At 68.5% G+C, this 16,412-nt stretch carries 17 protein-coding genes and 2 tRNA genes; 7 read left to right on the plus strand and 12 right to left on the minus strand.

Features of this window, described 5'->3' with window-relative positions:
- Positions 1-123: 123 nt before the first annotated feature.
- Both B7R24_RS13665 and B7R24_RS13670 read left to right on the plus strand, forming a co-directional pair.
- A complete protein-coding gene (locus tag B7R24_RS13665; protein WP_216363705.1) occupies positions 124-681 on the plus strand; it encodes a flavin reductase family protein in 558 nt (185 codons plus the stop codon).
- 51 nt (positions 682-732) lie between these two features.
- Entirely contained in the window at positions 733-1,938 is a 1,206-nt protein-coding gene (locus B7R24_RS13670) for a pyridoxal phosphate-dependent aminotransferase (protein WP_116419530.1), read from the plus strand.
- Here B7R24_RS13670 and B7R24_RS13675 read toward each other — a convergent pair.
- Both B7R24_RS13675 and B7R24_RS13680 read right to left on the minus strand, forming a co-directional pair.
- Complete coding sequence (locus B7R24_RS13675; protein ID WP_116419531.1) at positions 1,921-2,793, minus strand: Fic/DOC family protein; 873 nt, start codon at positions 2,791-2,793, stop codon at positions 1,921-1,923. The two genes, B7R24_RS13670 and B7R24_RS13675, sit on opposite strands and share 18 nt — an antisense overlap.
- Positions 2,790-3,701 carry a Fic family protein gene (locus B7R24_RS13680; protein ID WP_116419532.1) on the minus strand — a complete coding sequence of 304 codons (912 nt, stop codon included), beginning with the start codon at positions 3,699-3,701 and terminating at the stop codon, positions 2,790-2,792. The genes B7R24_RS13675 and B7R24_RS13680 overlap by 4 nt, the downstream gene beginning before the upstream one ends.
- 174 nt (positions 3,702-3,875) lie before the next feature.
- Between B7R24_RS13680 and B7R24_RS13685 the strand changes: the two genes are divergently transcribed.
- Positions 3,876-4,751 carry an ABC transporter ATP-binding protein gene (locus tag B7R24_RS13685; protein WP_116419533.1) on the plus strand — a complete coding sequence of 292 codons (876 nt, stop codon included), beginning with the start codon at positions 3,876-3,878 and terminating at the stop codon, positions 4,749-4,751.
- Positions 4,748-5,614 (plus strand): ABC transporter permease, encoded by an 867-nt coding sequence (locus tag B7R24_RS13690; protein ID WP_116419534.1) that lies wholly within the window; start codon positions 4,748-4,750, stop codon positions 5,612-5,614. The genes B7R24_RS13685 and B7R24_RS13690 overlap by 4 nt, the downstream gene beginning before the upstream one ends.
- A 12-nt stretch (positions 5,615-5,626) precedes the next feature.
- On the opposite strand, the gene B7R24_RS13695 is transcribed toward B7R24_RS13690, so the two are convergent.
- From B7R24_RS13695 to B7R24_RS13715, 5 genes are all read right to left on the minus strand, one after another.
- Positions 5,627-6,733, minus strand: coding sequence for a UDP-N-acetylmuramate dehydrogenase (locus tag B7R24_RS13695; RefSeq protein ID WP_253259466.1), 1,107 nt, complete (start codon positions 6,731-6,733; stop codon positions 5,627-5,629).
- Entirely contained in the window at positions 6,730-7,167 is a 438-nt protein-coding gene (locus tag B7R24_RS13700) for a MaoC family dehydratase (protein ID WP_116419535.1), read from the minus strand. The genes B7R24_RS13695 and B7R24_RS13700 overlap by 4 nt, the downstream gene beginning before the upstream one ends.
- Positions 7,164-7,610 (minus strand): MaoC family dehydratase N-terminal domain-containing protein, encoded by a 447-nt coding sequence (locus B7R24_RS13705; protein WP_116419536.1) that lies wholly within the window; start codon positions 7,608-7,610, stop codon positions 7,164-7,166. The genes B7R24_RS13700 and B7R24_RS13705 overlap by 4 nt, the downstream gene beginning before the upstream one ends.
- Positions 7,611-7,619: 9 nt before the next feature.
- Positions 7,620-8,768, minus strand: a complete 1,149-nt coding sequence (locus B7R24_RS13710) for a hypothetical protein (RefSeq protein WP_147304967.1) — start codon at positions 8,766-8,768, stop codon at positions 7,620-7,622.
- Positions 8,769-8,938: 170 nt separating this feature from the next.
- The gene (locus tag B7R24_RS13715; protein ID WP_253259467.1) at positions 8,939-10,441 is read right to left on the minus strand and encodes an MFS transporter; all 1,503 of its coding nucleotides are present in this window, start codon (positions 10,439-10,441) and stop codon (positions 8,939-8,941) included.
- Between the two features lie 146 nt (positions 10,442-10,587).
- Here B7R24_RS13715 and B7R24_RS13720 point away from each other — a divergent pair, with 146 nt between their 5' ends.
- Positions 10,588-11,151, plus strand: coding sequence for a TetR family transcriptional regulator (locus B7R24_RS13720; protein ID WP_116419538.1), 564 nt, complete (start codon positions 10,588-10,590; stop codon positions 11,149-11,151).
- A gap of 79 nt (positions 11,152-11,230) precedes the next feature.
- On the opposite strand, the gene B7R24_RS13725 is transcribed toward B7R24_RS13720, so the two are convergent.
- Entirely contained in the window at positions 11,231-11,989 is a 759-nt protein-coding gene (locus B7R24_RS13725) for an SDR family NAD(P)-dependent oxidoreductase (RefSeq protein WP_116419539.1), read from the minus strand.
- A 65-nt stretch (positions 11,990-12,054) separates the two neighbouring features.
- Here B7R24_RS13725 and B7R24_RS18310 point away from each other — a divergent pair, with 65 nt between their 5' ends.
- Positions 12,055-12,744 carry a DUF4190 domain-containing protein gene (locus B7R24_RS18310; RefSeq protein WP_172582826.1) on the plus strand — a complete coding sequence of 230 codons (690 nt, stop codon included), beginning with the start codon at positions 12,055-12,057 and terminating at the stop codon, positions 12,742-12,744.
- 78 nt (positions 12,745-12,822) lie between these two features.
- Here the strand turns inward: B7R24_RS18310 and B7R24_RS13735 are convergent.
- Both B7R24_RS13735 and B7R24_RS13740 read right to left on the minus strand, forming a co-directional pair.
- Positions 12,823-12,896: transfer RNA gene (locus B7R24_RS13735), tRNA-Met, on the minus strand.
- A 45-nt stretch (positions 12,897-12,941) separates the two neighbouring features.
- Positions 12,942-13,013, minus strand: a tRNA-Thr gene (locus B7R24_RS13740).
- Positions 13,014-13,114: 101 nt separating this feature from the next.
- Here B7R24_RS13740 and B7R24_RS13745 point away from each other — a divergent pair.
- The gene (locus tag B7R24_RS13745) at positions 13,115-14,887 is read left to right on the plus strand and encodes a glycoside hydrolase family 13 protein (RefSeq protein ID WP_116419541.1); all 1,773 of its coding nucleotides are present in this window, start codon (positions 13,115-13,117) and stop codon (positions 14,885-14,887) included.
- A gap of 6 nt (positions 14,888-14,893) precedes the next feature.
- On the opposite strand, the gene B7R24_RS13750 is transcribed toward B7R24_RS13745, so the two are convergent.
- Positions 14,894-15,739, minus strand: a complete 846-nt coding sequence (locus tag B7R24_RS13750; RefSeq protein ID WP_116419542.1) for an inositol monophosphatase family protein — start codon at positions 15,737-15,739, stop codon at positions 14,894-14,896.
- Between the two features lie 19 nt (positions 15,740-15,758).
- Positions 15,759-16,295, minus strand: coding sequence for a hypothetical protein (locus tag B7R24_RS13755; protein WP_147304048.1), 537 nt, complete (start codon positions 16,293-16,295; stop codon positions 15,759-15,761).
- Positions 16,296-16,412: the final 117 nt, after the last annotated feature.

Below are 16,412 nucleotides of genomic sequence, written 5' to 3' on the forward strand. Positions count from 1 at the left end.
CGACGTACGCTGGAAGACGACAGTCGTCATTGAGTCGAGCCGGGAGTCGTCGTGAGTGATCCGCAGAAAAAGGCAGGCCCAGAGGGAACCACCAGCGCCGAGAGCGCCGAAGCACACACCGTTGTGAACGAGCACACGGTGGTGCAGCATCCGAGTTCGCCCGTTGTGACGCCAGACGACTTCAAGGCAGCGTTCCGCAACCACCCCGCCGGGGTCGCCGTGATCACTGCCGACGCAGGCGACGGCCCGGTGGCCCTGACCGCGACCTCCGTGTTCTCGGTGAGCGTTGCGCCGCCACTGCTCGTGTTCTCGATCTCGGAGCTGTCGTCGAGCTCGCCGACCATCCGCCGGGCCGACACCGTGGTGGTGCACCTGCTCGGTGCCGACCAGCTCGACATCGCCAAGCTCGGGGCGACGAGCGGCATCGACCGGTTCGCCGACACCAGCATCTGGGCGAGGCTGCCCACGGGCGAGCCGTACTTTCCGGCGGCGCACGCGTGGATTCGCGGCCGGATCGTGAACAGAATGGAGGCGGGCGGCTCGACGGTCGTCGCCGTGCAGGCGCTGCAGACCCACGCACCCGATCCCGGCGCCGCCGAGGCCGACGCCTCGCAGGCGCATCCGCTGGTGTACCACAACCGCACCTGGCACCGACTCGACGAGGGTTCGAAGATCCAGTGAGCTGAGCCGGTCATCCTGTGACCGCGGGCCGTGCTCGGTAGGCTGGATGCCGTGACCGAACGCACCCGCATCTCGCACCGCATCTCCTCCATCGCAGAGTCGGCGACCCTCAAGGTCGACGCCAAGGCCAAAGCACTGCAGGCGGTCGGGCGGCCGGTGATCAGCTTTGCAGCGGGCGAGCCCGACTTCGCGACACCCGAACACATCGTCGAGGCGGCCGTGCAGGCGGCGCGCGACCCGAAGAACCACCGCTACACCCCCGCTGTCGGGCTGCCCGACCTGCGAGAGGCCATCGCGGCGAAGACGCTCCGCGACAGCGGCCTCGAGGTGTCGCCGGCCCAGGTCATCGTGACCAACGGCGGCAAGCAGGCGGTCTACCAGTCGTTCGCCACCCTGCTCGACCCGGGTGACGAGGTCATCGTGCCGACGCCGTACTGGACGACGTACCCCGAGGCGATCGCCCTGGCCGGCGGCGTCACGGTCAAGGTCTTCGCGGGCAGCGACCAGGGCTATCTCGTGACCGTCGACCAGCTCGAGGCGGCGCGAACGCCGCGCACGAAGGTGCTGCTCTTCGTCTCCCCCTCGAACCCCACGGGAGCGGTGTACTCCCCCGAGCAGATCCGCGAGATCGGCGAGTGGGCCGAAGAGCACGGCATCTGGGTCATCAGCGACGAGATCTACCAGAACCTCACCTACGACGGTGTCGTGGCGCAGTCGATCGTCGAGGCCGTGCCCGCGCTCGCCGACCGCACCATCCTCGTGAACGGTGTGGCGAAGACCTATGCGATGACCGGATGGCGGGTCGGCTGGATGGTCGGCCCCGCCGACGCCATCAAGGCCGCCGCGAACCTGCAGTCGCACCTCTCCTCGAACGTCTCGAACGTCTCGCAGCGTGCCGCCATCGCCGCGCTGACCGGGCCGCAGGAGGCCGTGGCGATGATGCGGGACTCGTTCGACCGTCGTCGCAAAGCAATCGTCAGCGGGCTCAACGAGATCTCGGGCCTCCACACCCCCACGCCGGAGGGCGCCTTCTACGTCTACCCCGACGTGACCGGGCTGTTGAACCGCACCTGGGGCGGGGTGACGCCGACCACCTCGCTCGAGCTGGCCGACCTCATCCTCGAGCAGGCTGAGGTCGCTGTCATCCCGGGCGAGGCGTTCGGGCCGAGCGGATACATCCGTATGTCGTACGCCCTCGGCGACCAAGCACTCGCTGAGGGCGTCTCACGCCTGCAGCGGCTATTCGCCCAGGCCTGAGTCCATCAGCCGGAACATCACGCCATTGTCGTTGGTCGCTTGGAAGTGATAAGCCGAGTGCATCGCCAGGTGATGCGCCGCGGTGGTCTTCAAGAAGCCCGCGACGTCGATCGGGTAGCCCATGTGCGCCTCGAGTTGGGCCGCGTAGGCCCACAGCGTACGCATGTTGCCGTCGCGAAAAGGGTGGATCGCATTGAGCTCGCCGCCGTATTCGGAGATCAGGTCGAGCACCCGTCGTCGACCGAGGTCGGTGCGGGTCGACAGATGGCTCAGCTGGGCGAATTGCACAGAGGCCGCCTCGGCGATCTCCGGCCCGGCGAAGTACCGGTAGGAGATCATCGGGGCGCTCGCATCTCCCGGCGCAAAGCCGACCGTGTCGGGGGCGAAGCGAGTCATCGCTGTGCCGGGCCCGACCCGCTCTGAGCCCGCCCAGTGCCACACGTCGCCGAAGATACGGCCGTGGATCACACGGGCGTGTTCGTAGCCGTAGTCGCCCGAGACCGGTCGGAGGGCGAGTTCCACCAACCGCAGCCGGGAGATTTCGTGCTCGACGGTGTTCAGCAGACCGGAGTCATCGATGCCGTCGGGGTGTGCGGGATCGACGAGCCTGCTGCGCAGTGCGAAGCTGCCCGGCAGGAGATAGTCGTCGAAGCTCCGCACCGGCGGGCGGTTCGATCTGTCAATGGTCAGCCCGAAGTGCCGTGCTGTCTGCTCGACAGCCTGGCCCGCGGGCAGCTCCTCGGCAGCCACCCGATCGACCAGAAGGCGATGACGACGGTCGCCCGAACCGATATTGACGAAAGCCATCGCCGCATCGGCGGAGTCGATGCAGTACCGCACCCGCGCATCCATCATCGCCGCACCCGTGCGCCTTCGGGCTCGCCGCCGCTCAGAGCATCGTCGAGGGCGCCCTCATAACCGTCGAGCAGGCTCGTCGCCTGGTTCTGGTACCGGGCGTGCACGATTCGATCGCGCAGCGGGTTGCCATTGAGGAAGTTCGCCGGATCGGTCGGGTAGCCGACGACCGTGAAGAACTTCATGGCGTAGACGAAGAGAGTGCGGCTGTGGCCGTCACGGAAGGCATGGATGGTGTTGAGCTCCCCGCCGTGCTCACCCATCCGGCTGATCATCTCCGCGCGCGGCATATCCGTACGTGTGGCCAGATCGAGCAGCAAGGCGAACTGCACCGACACCGCCTCTGAGATGTCGGGTCCAGCGAAGTACTGGTACTTCACCGCGGGAGCGGCAGGGTCCCCGGGGTCGAAGTCGACGGCATCCCGAGCGAAGCGCACCATCGGGGTGTCGGGGCCGACGCGTTGTTCGCCCGCCCACCAATAGATGTCCTGGAAGAGATGCCGGTGCACCGCCCCGAAGAGGCCATAGTCCATGGGCCCCTCGATCGGGTGCGCGGCCAGCTCGACAAGACGGAACCGCGAGATCTGCTGCTCGACAGCCCGGAACAGGACCGGGTCTTCGATGCCCGACGGATGAGAGTCGTCGACAAGCCTGCTGCGAAGCGCGGTCGAACCGGGAATGAGATAGTCCTCCCAGCAGGTGATGGGAGGCGCCGCCTCAGTGCCGATGGAGAGGCCGGACCGCTCGCAGGTCAGCGCGATGGCCTCCTCGGCGGTGACCTCCTCGGCGGCCACGGCCTGCACCAGGTCCTGATGGGCATCGTCACCCGGGTCACCGTGTGCGAGTGCGAGTGCAGCATTGGCGTAGTTGACCCGATACGTGATCTGCTCGACACTGACTGAAAGCATTTCCGTTCACCTCGCTGCCCATCGGATGGATTTACTGACGATTCTTATGGTTCCGGTCAGTGTAGGGCTGTGGCGCCTGAATCTCACGCAATATCACCCGCCATCCTCCGACGGGGAGGCGGTCGGAGGGCCACGTCTGTTGCCCTCACTAGCCGCGGGGGCCACCATGGGTACATGACGACAGCCGAACCCGCCGTGAGCGTCTCCGATCTCACGAAGACCTACGGCGCGTTCACCGCGTTGAAGGGCGTCACGTTCGAGATCGAGCACGGCGAGACCTTCGCGCTGCTCGGTCCGAACGGCGCCGGCAAGAGCACGACGATCGAGATTCTCGAGGGGTACCGCGACCGCTCCGGCGGCGAGGCGCGGGTGCTGGGGGTCGATCCGCAGCACGGTGGGCTGTCGTGGAAGGCGCGGCTCGGCATCGTACTGCAGTCCTCGGGCGAGAGCGGCAACGTGACGGTTCGCGAACAGCTCACCCAGTTCGCCAGGCTGTACCCGAACCCCCGGTCGGTCGACGAGACCATCACTGCCGTCGGGCTCGAACAGAAGGCGAATGTTCGCATCAAGAATCTCTCGGGCGGCCAGCGCCGGCGAGTGGATGTCGCGCTGGGCGTCATCGGCCGACCCGAGTTGCTCTTCCTCGACGAACCCACCACCGGGTTCGATCCGGAGGCGAGGCGGCAGTTCTGGGGGCTGATCCGCGACCTCAAGAAGGAGGGCACGACCATCCTCCTCACCACCCACTATCTCGACGAAGCCGCGCAGCTGAGCGACCGGGCGGCGGTGGTGGCCGGAGGCCAGCTCGTCGCCATCGGGCCGGTCGGCACCCTGGGTTCGACCGAGGCGAGGGTGCCTATCGTGCGGTGGAGCGAGAACGGCAGTGTGCGCGAGCAGCGCACGCTCGACCCCGGGCGGACGGTCGCCGAGCTGTTCGACCGACTCGGCGAACCGGCGGGGCTCGAGGTCGTACGGCCCAGTCTCGAAGACATCTACCTCGACCTGGTCGGCGCCTATGAGAAGAAGCAGCAGGAGGAGGTGCTCGCATGACCGGCCTCAGCACCACGAAAGCGGGCATCACGACGCCGGACTACGGCCTCGGGCACACCCTGCGCCTCGGGGCGAGCAGGGTGGCGTACGAGACCCGGGTCTACTTCCGCCAGACCGACACGCTGTTCTTCACCTTCCTGTTTCCCGTCATCATGCTCACGATCTTCTCCGTCGCTTTCCAGGGCATGGGCAACGTGGGGGCCGACCCCGACGGCAGCGGGGGCATCAGCCAGGCGGCGGCCTACCTGCCGGGAATGATCGCCGCGGGCATCCTGCTCTCGGGGGTGCAGAACCTCGGCGTCGACATCGCCACCGAACGAAGCGATGGCACCCTGAAGCGGCTCGGCGGAACGCCCCTGCCCGTGCTGTCGTACTTCTTCGGCAAGATGGGGCAGGTCTTCGTGACCTCGGTGCTGCAGATCGGGCTGCTGCTGCTCGTCGCCCGCTTCGCATTCGGCGTGACCCTGCCGGCCGACGGCGCCAGCTGGATGACGTTCGCCTGGGTGTACGTGCTGGGCATTGCGACCTCGGCGGTGCTCGGGATCGCGATCTCCCGCCTCCCCCGCAGCGGGAAGAGCGCAACCGCGGTCATCATTCCCCCCGTGCTCATCCTGCAGTTCATCTCGGGCGTCTACCTGCAGTTCTCGCTGCTGCCGGACTGGCTGCAGAACGTTGCCGGGCTGTTTCCGCTCAAGTGGATCGGGCAGGGCATGCGCGCGGTCTTCCTGCCGGAGTCGTTCGCTGCGGTCGAGCCGGGCGGGGTGTGGAACCTCGGCTCGGTCGCCGTGGCGCTGCTCATCTGGCTGGTCGCCGGACTCGTGATCTGCCGGCTGACGTTCCGGTGGATCCGCAAAGACAGCTGAGGCGGTCTGCGCTCAGTCCTCGTCCGACCCGAACCCCACGAAGACGGGTTCTGGGGCGAGGTTCACCCCGAATTCCGACATCACCCGCCACTGGATGAAGCGGGCGAGTTCGGCGACCTGCGAGGCCGTCGCTCCCCCGCGGTTGACCAGCGCGAGGGTGTGCTTGCCCGAGATGGCGGCGTGGGAGCCGGGCAGAGAGAACCCGCGGCCGAGGCCGGCGTGCTCGATCAACCACGCCGCACTGAGCTTCACCGAGTAGGTTTCGGGAGCATCCGGGGTCGCGGGCTCTTCGGTCACCCAGCGCGGGGCATCGCTGGGAAGCGTTCGCGCGAACGATTCCCCCACGATCGGGTTCGTGAAGAACGACCCGGCGCTGACCGAGTCGGGGTCGGCGTCATTCAGCACCATGCCCTTCGACCCCCGCACCCGCAGCACCGCCTCCCGCACCGCGGCGAGCGCGACCCGGTCTCCGAGCTCCACACGGAGAGCGTCGGCGAGCTGGCTGTACTCAATCGGCTGCCCGAGGGCCCTCTGGTCGGTTCCGGCCCGCACCAGGCGGAGGTCGATAGACACCACGACCCCGTCGCGTCCCCGCTTGAGCGCGGAGGTTCGGTACCCGAAGTCGAGTTCCGCGGCCGTCAACCACTGCAGCTCACCGGTCTCGGAGTCGAGAAACTCGACCCCGACCAGCACAGACGCGATCTCCTGCCCGTAGGCCCCGATGTTCTGCACCGGCGACGCGCCGCAGGAACCCGGGATGCCCGACAGGGCCTCGATGCCGCTGAGACCGTTCGCCACGGCGTACTCGACGAGTGCGTCCCACGGTTCCCCGGCCTGAGCGCGCACCCGAACCGTGCCCGGCGCATCACCCGGACCGGGCTCGAGCTGGTCGATGCCCCGGGAATCGATGTGGATGACTGTTCCCTCGAACCCGTCGTCGGAGACCACGACGTTCGAACCGCCGCCGAGCGCCATCCACGGTGCATCGTCGGCCCAGACCGACAGGCACGCTTCGGCGAGTTGCCGGGCATCCGTCACCGTCACGAAGCGCATCGCGGGCCCGCCGAGCCGCAGCGTGGTCAGCGGCGCGAGTGGTACCGCGTTCTGGAGCTCGATCACGCCGCCGCTGCCGCCGCGCTGCGCACGCGCACCTGCGCCTTGCCGAGAACCGTCTGGCCGGCCGCCGTCACGGTCAGGTCGATGCGGGCTGTTCCCGCGTCGACATCGAGCTGGCCGACCTTCGCGCTCACCTCGACCTCTGCTCCGGGCTCCGGGTGCACGAAGACCGGGCGGGTGAAGCGCACCTGGTAGTCGTCGACGAGCGCGGGGTCGCCGATCCAGTCGAACACCGGCTGCACCGCGAAGCCCATGGTGAGCATCCCGTGCGCCAGCACCGACTCGAGCCCGACCGATACGGCGACGTCATCGCGGTAGTGGATGGGATTGAAGTCGCCCGAAGCCCCGGCGTAGCGCACGAGCGTGTCACGACTGAGGGTGAAGGAGCGCCGGGCGACGACGTCGCCGACGGCGAGAGTGCCGAAGTCGATGCTCATTCGTCACCCCGCACCACGAGGGTCGAGATGGCGGTCACCACGTGGGCTCCCGTCGCATCCACGATCACCGACTCGCTCGTGACCATGGAATGCCCGCCGAGCTGCTTGACGCTCGCCACGGTCAGGGTCGCGCTCAGCTCGTCGCCGGCCACGATGGGGCGGCTGAAGCTGAACCGCTGGTCGCCGTGCACGACGCGCGAGAAGTCGATGCCGGCATCCGGTGCGGCGAGGAGCTGCTCGAGGGCGCGCTCCTGGATGACCACGCCGAAGGTGGGCGGAGCGACGAGGTCGGGGTAGCCCGCCGCCCTGGCCGCCTCGAGGTCGAAGTTCAGCGGGTTCTGGGAGAACACGGCGCGGGCGAACTCGCGGATCTTCTCCCGCCCGACGAGATAGGAGGGCGTCTTGTCGAAGACGCGCCCCTGGAGATCTGGGTTCACTGGCACCGGTTCAGTCTACGGAACCCGGGGTGACGTCGAAGGGCTGGAACTCACCCCGTAGCTGCCGTCGGGGTTCCAGAAGACCACGTCCTGCGCGATCGAGCGGTAGGGCGCCGGATCGCCGGGCCGCGTCACCCGCAGGCTCGTTATGCGCAGCTCGATGCCCATGGAGGCGAACTCCTGCTTCGTGACGCAGGTGGCGCTCTGGGTTCCGTCTTGGTATACGGCGAGGAGACACGGCTGGTCGATGCGGTTCTCGACCGCGTAGACGGTCAGGTCGGAGTCGGCGACGCCGAGCAGGCGCAGCGATTCGGGCTTGTAGTAGGGATCGATGTTCTGCGGCGGGATGGCGGGAGCGAGCTCCGGGTTCTCGAAGATGGTGAGCCCCGAGGGGTCGGACCCGGTGTCGGATGATGTGGGCGTCGGGCTCGCCGCACCACCGGTACCGTCAGCGCCGGTGGCCGAGCCGGCGCGGAGAAGGTCGATCTGCGGGTTCAGCTGCTGCACGACGACGAGGCCCACCCCGGCGAGCAGGAGGAGGCCTGCGGCGAGGGAGGTGAACATCCAGAGCTGGGATCTGCGGCGCCAGGCCTGGGCGGTCGCGTTCGCTGAGCGGTCGGGGGTGGAGTCGGGGGTGGTGGGGGTGGAGTCGCGGGTGGTGGGGGCGGCGTGGTCGGCGGGCACGGCGGGGCCGCGGGAGTTCGGTCGGCGGCCGGCGCCGGCTCCGGGGGTGGCGGGGGCGGGAGTGGCGAGCGCGCCGGCTCGCGGGTCGCCCACCGGCCCGGTGCGCGCGACGGCGTCGACCCGCTGCAGGCGTGCCCTCGCCGCATCGAGCACCGGCCGGGCATCCTGAATCGCCCGCTCGAGCGCCTCGGCGTCGCTGTGCAACCGGCTCTCGGCGTCTGCGAGTGCTGCCGCGTCGGCGGCAGAACCGTTGCGCGAGAAGGCCGCCGTCTTCAGGGCTGCGAGCTCACCGGCCGGGTCGGCCCGCCCGGTCGGCGACACCGAGAGCGGATGCTCGACCCACCACACCGCGTCGAGAACGTCGTGCGCCCCGGTGTACCCCGCTGTCACAGCGGCCCGGGCACTGTCGTCGCCGCTCAACACCGCGTGGAGGCTCCGCCGGGCATCCGGCTCCCCTGCCTGTGTCGACGATGACGTCATCATGCTCCCTGGTGCGACTGTGCCTTAGTCATTGTGCCTCTCCCCGACCGAACGGAACAGGGGTATGCACGAGCACAACGGGCAGGCGGTATTCGGCGCGGTGGCCCGCACCGACAGGTCGATGCGGGCCACCGGCCGCCGAGCAGAGTGCCGCAGGGCCGAGCGCGGGGTCAGCCCGCGTGCACGGCCTCGGGGTTCACCACGAAGCCGCCCTTCGGAATGCGCACCATGAACCAGCTGATCGGAACCGCGACCAGCACACCGACTGCCGCCGCCATGAACACGGTGGAGTAGCCGTCGACGAAGCCGGCGAAGGGCGCAGCAGCCGAGGGAACGGCAGCGGCGACAACCGCGGCGTAGAAAGCAGTGAAGACGGCGGTGCCGATCGACCCGCCGATCTGCTGAGTCGCGGTGAGCGCGGCCCCGGCGACACCCGCGTCCCGGGGTTCGGTTCCCGACAGGGCCACGTTCTGCATGGGCACGAAGACGAGCGCGAGGCCCAGGCCGAGCAGAATCTGGCCGGGCAGCACCTGCAGAGCGTAGTTGCCCTCTTCGGTGATGCTCGAGAGCCAGAACAGCCCCGCGGCAGCGACGGCCGGGCCGATGGTCATCAGGATGCGCGGCCCGAAGCGCGGCAGCAGTTTCGTCACGAAGGGCGCCCCGACGATGATCGAGCCGGCCATCGGCAGCGAGGCGAGACCCGACTGCAGGGCCGTCATGCCCAGCACGAGCTGGAAGTAGATGGTCAGATAGAGCAGACCGCCGAGCAGCGCAGCACCGACGAGCATGCTCACCAGGTACGCCCCGCCCCGCACGCGGTTCAGGATGACCCGCAGAGGCAGCAGCGGATTCTTCGACTTGCCCTCCCACCAGACGAACGCCGCAATCAGCACGACCCCGAGTACGAGGAACCCGATCGTGTCGAGGCGACCCCAGCCGAGCTCGGCACGCGAGAAGCCGTAGACGATGGAGGCGAGCCCGGCGGTGATCAGCGCGGCACCGGGAATGTCGTACTTCGTGTTGCCGTCGGCGCGGCTCTCCTTCACCAGGGGAACGGCCGCGATCACCGCGACCAGGGCGATCGGCACGTTGACGAGCAGGCACCAGTGCCAGCTGAGGTATTCGGTCAGCACCCCGCCGAGCAGCAGCCCCACCGCGGCACCGGAGCCGGCGACCGTTCCGTAGACGGCGAAGGCACGGGTGCGGTCGGGTCCGGAGGGGAAGGTGACCGTCAGCAGGGCGAGAGCGGCGGGCGCGAGGAGAGCCGCGAAGACGCCCTGCAGGCCGCGGGCGAGCAGGAGCATCTCCCCCGAGACGGCGAAGCCACCGAGGGCCGACGCCAGAGCGAAGCCGATCATCCCGACGATGAACGACCGCTTGCGACCCCAGTAGTCAGCAACACGACCGCCGAGCAGCAGCAGTGAGCCGAAGGCCAGCGCATAGAGGGTCACGACCCAGCTGCGGTCGCTGTCGGTCATACCGAGGTCGGCCTGCGCCGCCGGCAGCGCGATGTTCACGATGGTGCCGTCGAGCACCACCATGAGTTGAGCGAGTGCGACGACGGCGAGCATGATCCAGCGGCGGCGGGGATGCTCGGCGGGGGCGGTCGCTCCCGGGGAGGTGGTGGCGCGATCGGGCGTGAGCCGTTCGGTCGCTGGGGCCGTTTCGTGCACGGGAGACTCCTGACAAGAAAAAAGCCGCCTGGGTGGCAGGCGGCGTCGCGAGAGATAAGAGGGGGGGGGGGGGGAGGATCGACTCCAGTCTAGATTCGGTGCGGCACCTTGTCAAACGAACCAGTTCGTTCGGATATACTCCAATCATGAGATCGACCGCAGAGGCAGTGAGAGCACGGGTGCTAGACGCCGCCCGCAGAGAGTTCGCCGCCTACGGCCTCGCGGGTGCACGCATCGACCGCATCGCCCGGGAAGCCTCGGCGAGCAAGGAACGGCTCTACGCCTACTTCGCCGACAAGCAGGCACTGTTCGAGGCAGTGCTCGACCTCGACACGCAGGAGTTCTTCGAGGCGGCCACTCTCGACCCCGCCGATGTTCCGGCCTTCGTCGGGGCGGTCTTCGACCACGCACTCAGCACCCCGGCACACCACCGCATGATCAGCTGGGGGCGTCTGGACGGCTTCGTGTTCCGCCCACCCGACGGCGTCTCAGGCCCCGAGGCCAAGCTGGCGGCCCTTCGCCAGGCCCAGCAACTGGGCCTCGTCGATCCCTGCTGGGACGCTCCGACGCTCATTCAGCTTCTGTTCTCCCTCGGACTGTCGTGGGCGCAGGCGCCGACACGGCATTCGGGCGAGAACGATGCGGCAGTCATCCGGGCCGCGCGGGATGCAGCGGTCGAGGCCGCGCGCCGGGTCATCGCTCCGCGCTGACCACGCGAGCAGACGCGTCGCTCAGCGGGCCGGCGCCGGGGCGATGAGCACGCCACGCGCCCGGCACTGCCGGTCATCCCTAGCTTCCGTCGGTGATGACGGTGCCTCCATCGACGACTAACGTCTGTCCGTTGACAAATCCCCCGGCGGCCGAGGCGAGGAACACGGCGGCGCCCGCCACCTCCTGCGGCCGGCCCATCCGGCGAAGCAGGGTCATCTGCATCCGCCGCGTCATGAAAGTCGCGTCGGCCTTCATCTGATCGGCCAGCTGGGTGTCGATCAGCCCCGGGGCGATCGCGTTGCTGCGCACGCCCTTCGGGCCCCACTGCACAGCGAGATTCCGTGCGAGTTGCACGACGCCGGCTTTGGCCAGCGCATAGGCGTCGATGGTGGCGTTGCCCCGTAGCGCGGAGATGCTGGCCATCAGGATGATCGACGCGCCGTCACGACCCGACATGTACGGCAGCGCCGCCTTCGTCAACAGCGCCATCGATCGCAGGTTCACGCCGAGAACACGGTCGAAGGCCGTCATGTCGAGCGGATGCTGGGGGCTGCTGTCTTGGATGCCGGCATTGCAGACGAGAATGTCGATACCTCCGTGCAGTCCCACCGTCTGGGCGACCAACGCGGTATTCGCCGCTTCGTCGGAGACATCGCAGACGATTCCCGTCGCTCCCAGCACCGCCGCGGCTTCAGCCGTGTCGGCGGCACTCTCGCTCGAGACGACCACCGTGGCTCCGTGCGCAATGAACGCTTCGGCGATCGCGTACCCCAGGCCGCGGGTCGATCCTGTGACGATGGCCACCTTGCCAGACAGATCGAACAGGTTCTGCGTCATCGTCGTGATCCTTCTCTTCCTGGAACATGGCAAGGTTATCGGTGAGCCCCGATTCAAGGAGTCCCATGTCGTACGACACCCCACCGCCCGCACCCACCTCCGGTAAGTACAACGTGCTGGCCATCGTGTCACTGGTGACCGCCTTCGTCGTCTCCCTGGCGGCCATCATCACCGGCCACATCGCCCTCAGCCAGATCAAACGAACCGGAGAGAAGGGTCGGGGGCTCGCGATCGCCGGGCTCGTGCTCGGCTATCTGGGCATCCTCGCCGGAATCATCGGCATCATCGCACTCATCGTCTTCGCGGTCACCCGGTCATCGGAGATCGTGAACAGCCCCGACTTCGGGTCAAGATCAGGCTCGGGTTCGCAGAGCACCGTCGAGCCGTTCCCCTCTGCATCCTCAGCCCCGGATGCCTCGGGCAGCGCCGAGACGGCCGCCTCGTGCGACACCCTCCTCGCAGCGGTGTCCGACGCGGCATCCGAGCTGCAGGACAACTTCAGCGAGCTGCAGAGCGACCCGGCAGCGGCCGTCGTCGCGCTGCAGAAGCTCTCCGGTGACTTCGACACGGGTCTCTCCGAGATCAGCGACCCCGCCGTGCTCGCCGCGGGCGAGAAGGCCAACGGTTCGCTCAAGACCATGATCGCCGACATCCAGGCCCTGCAGGCCGACCCCACCGGCAACTCGAGCGCCATCCTCACCGACGCCCAGGCCGTGCAGGACGACTTCGCCGCCATCGACACCCTCTGCAACTGACCCCACCGCCCCCGTGCGCTAGCGCACGTACCGCCAGACGAAAGAAGACCCCGAGACGGCGAGATCTCGGGGCCTTCGTAGCGGGAGCGGGAATTGAACCCGCGACACCACGATTATGAGCCGTGTGCTCTAACCAACTGAGCTACCCCGCCCTGGACTCCACCCGACCCGCTGAACGCGGGGCCGGTCAGAATCGGAGCCCCCTGTGGGAATCGGACCCACTACCTCTTCCTTACCAAGGAAGTGCTCTACCAATGAGCTAAGGGGGCGCACGTCGGTCGCCCGCACGCGGACGGCCTTTTGGCACCGTAAGAGAATAGCATCACGCAGCCCTCCAAAAAGACCCGGCGACTCCCATTAGGGTTTGAGGATGACAACCGAGCTGAATCCCGAAATCGGCGAGCCCTCCGAAACCGTGACCTTCGCCGGCATCGACCGCGAGACTCTGGTCGCCACCGGGTCGGAATGGTGGCGTTCCGCCGTCATCTACCAGATCTACCCGCGATCGTTCGCCGACTCCGATGGCGACGGCCTCGGTGACCTCGCCGGCATCACGAGCCGCCTCCCGTCCCTGAAGGAGCTCGGCGTCGACGCCATCTGGCTGTCCCCGTTCTTCACCTCTCCCCAGCACGATGCCGGCTACGACGTCGCCGACTACCGCGATGTCGACCCGCGTTTCGGCACCCTTGCCGACTTCGACACCCTGCTCGCTGAGACGCACGCCCTCGGCATCCGCCTGATCGTCGACCTCGTTCCGAACCACACCTCCTGGGACCACGCGTGGTTCAAGGCCGCCCTCGCCGCCCCCGAGGGCAGCGAGGAGCGCGAGCGCTACATGTTCCGCGACGGCCTCGGCCCCAACGGCGACCTCCCGCCGAACAACTGGGAATCCGTCTTCGGCGGCCCCATGTGGAGTCGCACGACCAACGCCGACGGCACCCCCGGCCAGTGGTACCTGCACATCTTCGACATCTCCCAGCCCGACCTCAACTGGGAGAACGAGTGGGTGAAGGCCCAGTTCAAAGACATCCTGCGCTTCTGGCTCGACCGCGGCGTCGACGGTTTCCGGGTGGATGTCGCGCACGGCCTCATCAAAGAAGACGGCCTTCCCGACTACACGCCCCCCGCCGAGGCCGGCAGCATGGGTGGCGGCGCCATCCCGCTCGAGGTCGACCCTGACGACCTCGACAGCATCCCCACCCCGCCCTACTGGGCACAGGACGCGGTGCACGAGATCTACCGGGGCTGGAACGAGGTGCTGAACGAATACGAGGGCGACCGCGTGCTCTGCGCCGAGGCCTGGGTCGAGCCGCTGAACAAGCTGGCCCGCTGGGTGCGCTCCGACGAGATGCACCAGGCCTTCAACTTCACCTATCTCACCGCGAACTGGTCGGCCGAAGAGCTGCGACTCGTCATCGACACCTCAATCGCCGCCTTCGCCACCGTGGGCGCTCCGAGCACCTGGGTGCTCTCGAACCACGACGTGATCCGCCACGCCACGCGTCTCTCGCTCGGCCCCGGGCACCTGCAGGGCGACGGTATCGGCCCTCGAACGGATGACCGGCCCGATCCCGTCGCCGGAGTACGCCGCGCACGCGCCGCCACCGCCGTCATGCTGGCGTTGCCCGGCAGCGCCTACATCTACCAGGGTGAGGAGTTCGGCCTGCCCGAGTCCATCGACCTGCCGGACGAAGCCCGGCAGGACCCGACCTGGTTCCGCACGCACGGCGAACGGTATGGCCGCGACGGCTGCCGCGTGCCGATCCCGTGGGAGGCCGGCGCGCCGAGCTACGGCTTCGGTCCTGCTGACGCCACCTGGCTCCCGCAGCCCGAGGGCTGGGACGAGTACGCCCGCGATTCGCAGAGCGGCGTTCCGGGCTCCACGCTCGAGCTCTACAAGTTGGCGCTCGCCCTGCGCGGTGAGAACGACTTCGGCTTCGGCAGCGTCGAGTGGCTCGACGACCTCGGGTTCGGCACCGATGTGCTGGCGTTCACGAACAACGGCGTCACCGTGATCGCGAACACCGGAACGACACCGGTCGAGCTGCCGCTCGAGGAGCTCGGCGAACTGCTGCTGGCGAGCGACCCGGTCGACGAGGCCGTGCTCGCACCCGACACCACCGTCTGGATGCGCTCCGCCTGATCTGAGCTAGAGGCCCGCTTCGCGGAAGAGATCAGCGACGATCGCTTCGAGGCGGGCCGCGAGGACGGGCTCTGCGGCCAGACCGAAGTCGGCGGTGACGGGCGAGCCGTCGAAGCCTCCCACGTGTGCGCCGGCCTCGCGCGCGATGAGGGCGCCCGCCGCGTGGTCCCACGGCTTGAGCCCGCGCTCGAAGTAGGCATCGTACCGCCCGGCCGCGACGTAGCAGAGGTCGAGCGCCGCCGCGCCGATCCGCCGGATGTCGCGCACCTGCGGCAGGAGCTTCGACAGCACGAGCCCCTGCCGCGCCCGCACCTCGGCGCTGTACGCGAATCCGGTGGCGACCAGCGCCTGCGAGAGGTCACTGGCGGGGTTGACGTGCAACGCCGTGTCGCCGAGGAAGGCTCCCCGGGCATCCGTCGCCGTGAACACCTCGCCGATCGCCGGGTTGACGACGCACCCCGCGAGCGCGTGCCACGTCTCCGGGTCTGCCTCACCCTCGACCACGGCGATACTCACGTTGTAGGCCGGGATTCCGTAGAGATAGTTCACCGTTCCGTCGATCGGGTCGACGACCCAGGTCAGGCCCGAGGTGCCCGCCGACGCGCTCTCGGTCGACTCCTCGCCCAGAAAACCGTCGTTCGGCCGGGCGGCGAGCAGCGAACTGCGGATGAACGCCTCGACCTCCCGGTCGGCGAACGTCACAATGTCTTCGGCCGACGACTTGCTCGCCGCGACCGTCACGCCTTCGGCCCGTCTCTTCGCGGCGAGCTCGGCGGCCTCGACCGCGATCGAGCGGGCGAGTCCCAGCAGCTCGCGGTTCGGGTCGCCGACCGGCCCTGACCTGACCGGCACTGACCTAGCCGGCACTGACCTAGCCGGCACTGACCGTCACACCGATGTCGCCGCAGCGTGTGCTCAGGTCGGTGAAGAGCTCCTGCCCCTGGGCGACGGCCGAAGCGCTGCCTTCGCTGCCGATCGAGACGAGAGTGGCCATGTCGGTGGCGAGCGTCTGCCACTGGCCGTCACCGGCAGCCGCGGAGGCCGCCCGCCGTGCGGCATCGGCCTGCGTGCTGGGGAAGGTCACGGCGTCCTGCCCCAGGCTCGTCTGCCAGGTTGCACAGGCCTCGGTGATACTGGTGATCGGCGACACAGCGGGTACGGCGGGCGAGCTGGTCGGCGCCGGCGCCGTGGGAGGGGCGATTGCCGGGGCCGTGGCGGTCGTCGGCTGCGGAGACCCGGTGGGGGCAGCTGAAGCGGTCGGGGTGGCGGCCGCGGTCGTCGGGGTGGCCGACGCGGAAGCCGACGGCGTGGCGGGCGCAGACGCCGTCGCGCCCGCCGTCGCGCGTTCACCCGCGCATCCGCCGAGCACCAGAACACCGACCAGTGCCACCGGAACTGTCCATCGCATGAGTCCCACTGTGCCCCTTTCGCGTGCCAACGTCTATGCTCTGACGAGACATACCGTTTGGCGCATGTGACTATGAAACTATCGCATCCTGTCTCGGGTGGGGTGGCCCGGCTGGCG

Source organism: Subtercola boreus, assembly GCF_003399645.1.
GTDB classification, from domain to species: Bacteria; Actinomycetota; Actinomycetes; order Actinomycetales; family Microbacteriaceae; genus Subtercola; species Subtercola boreus_A.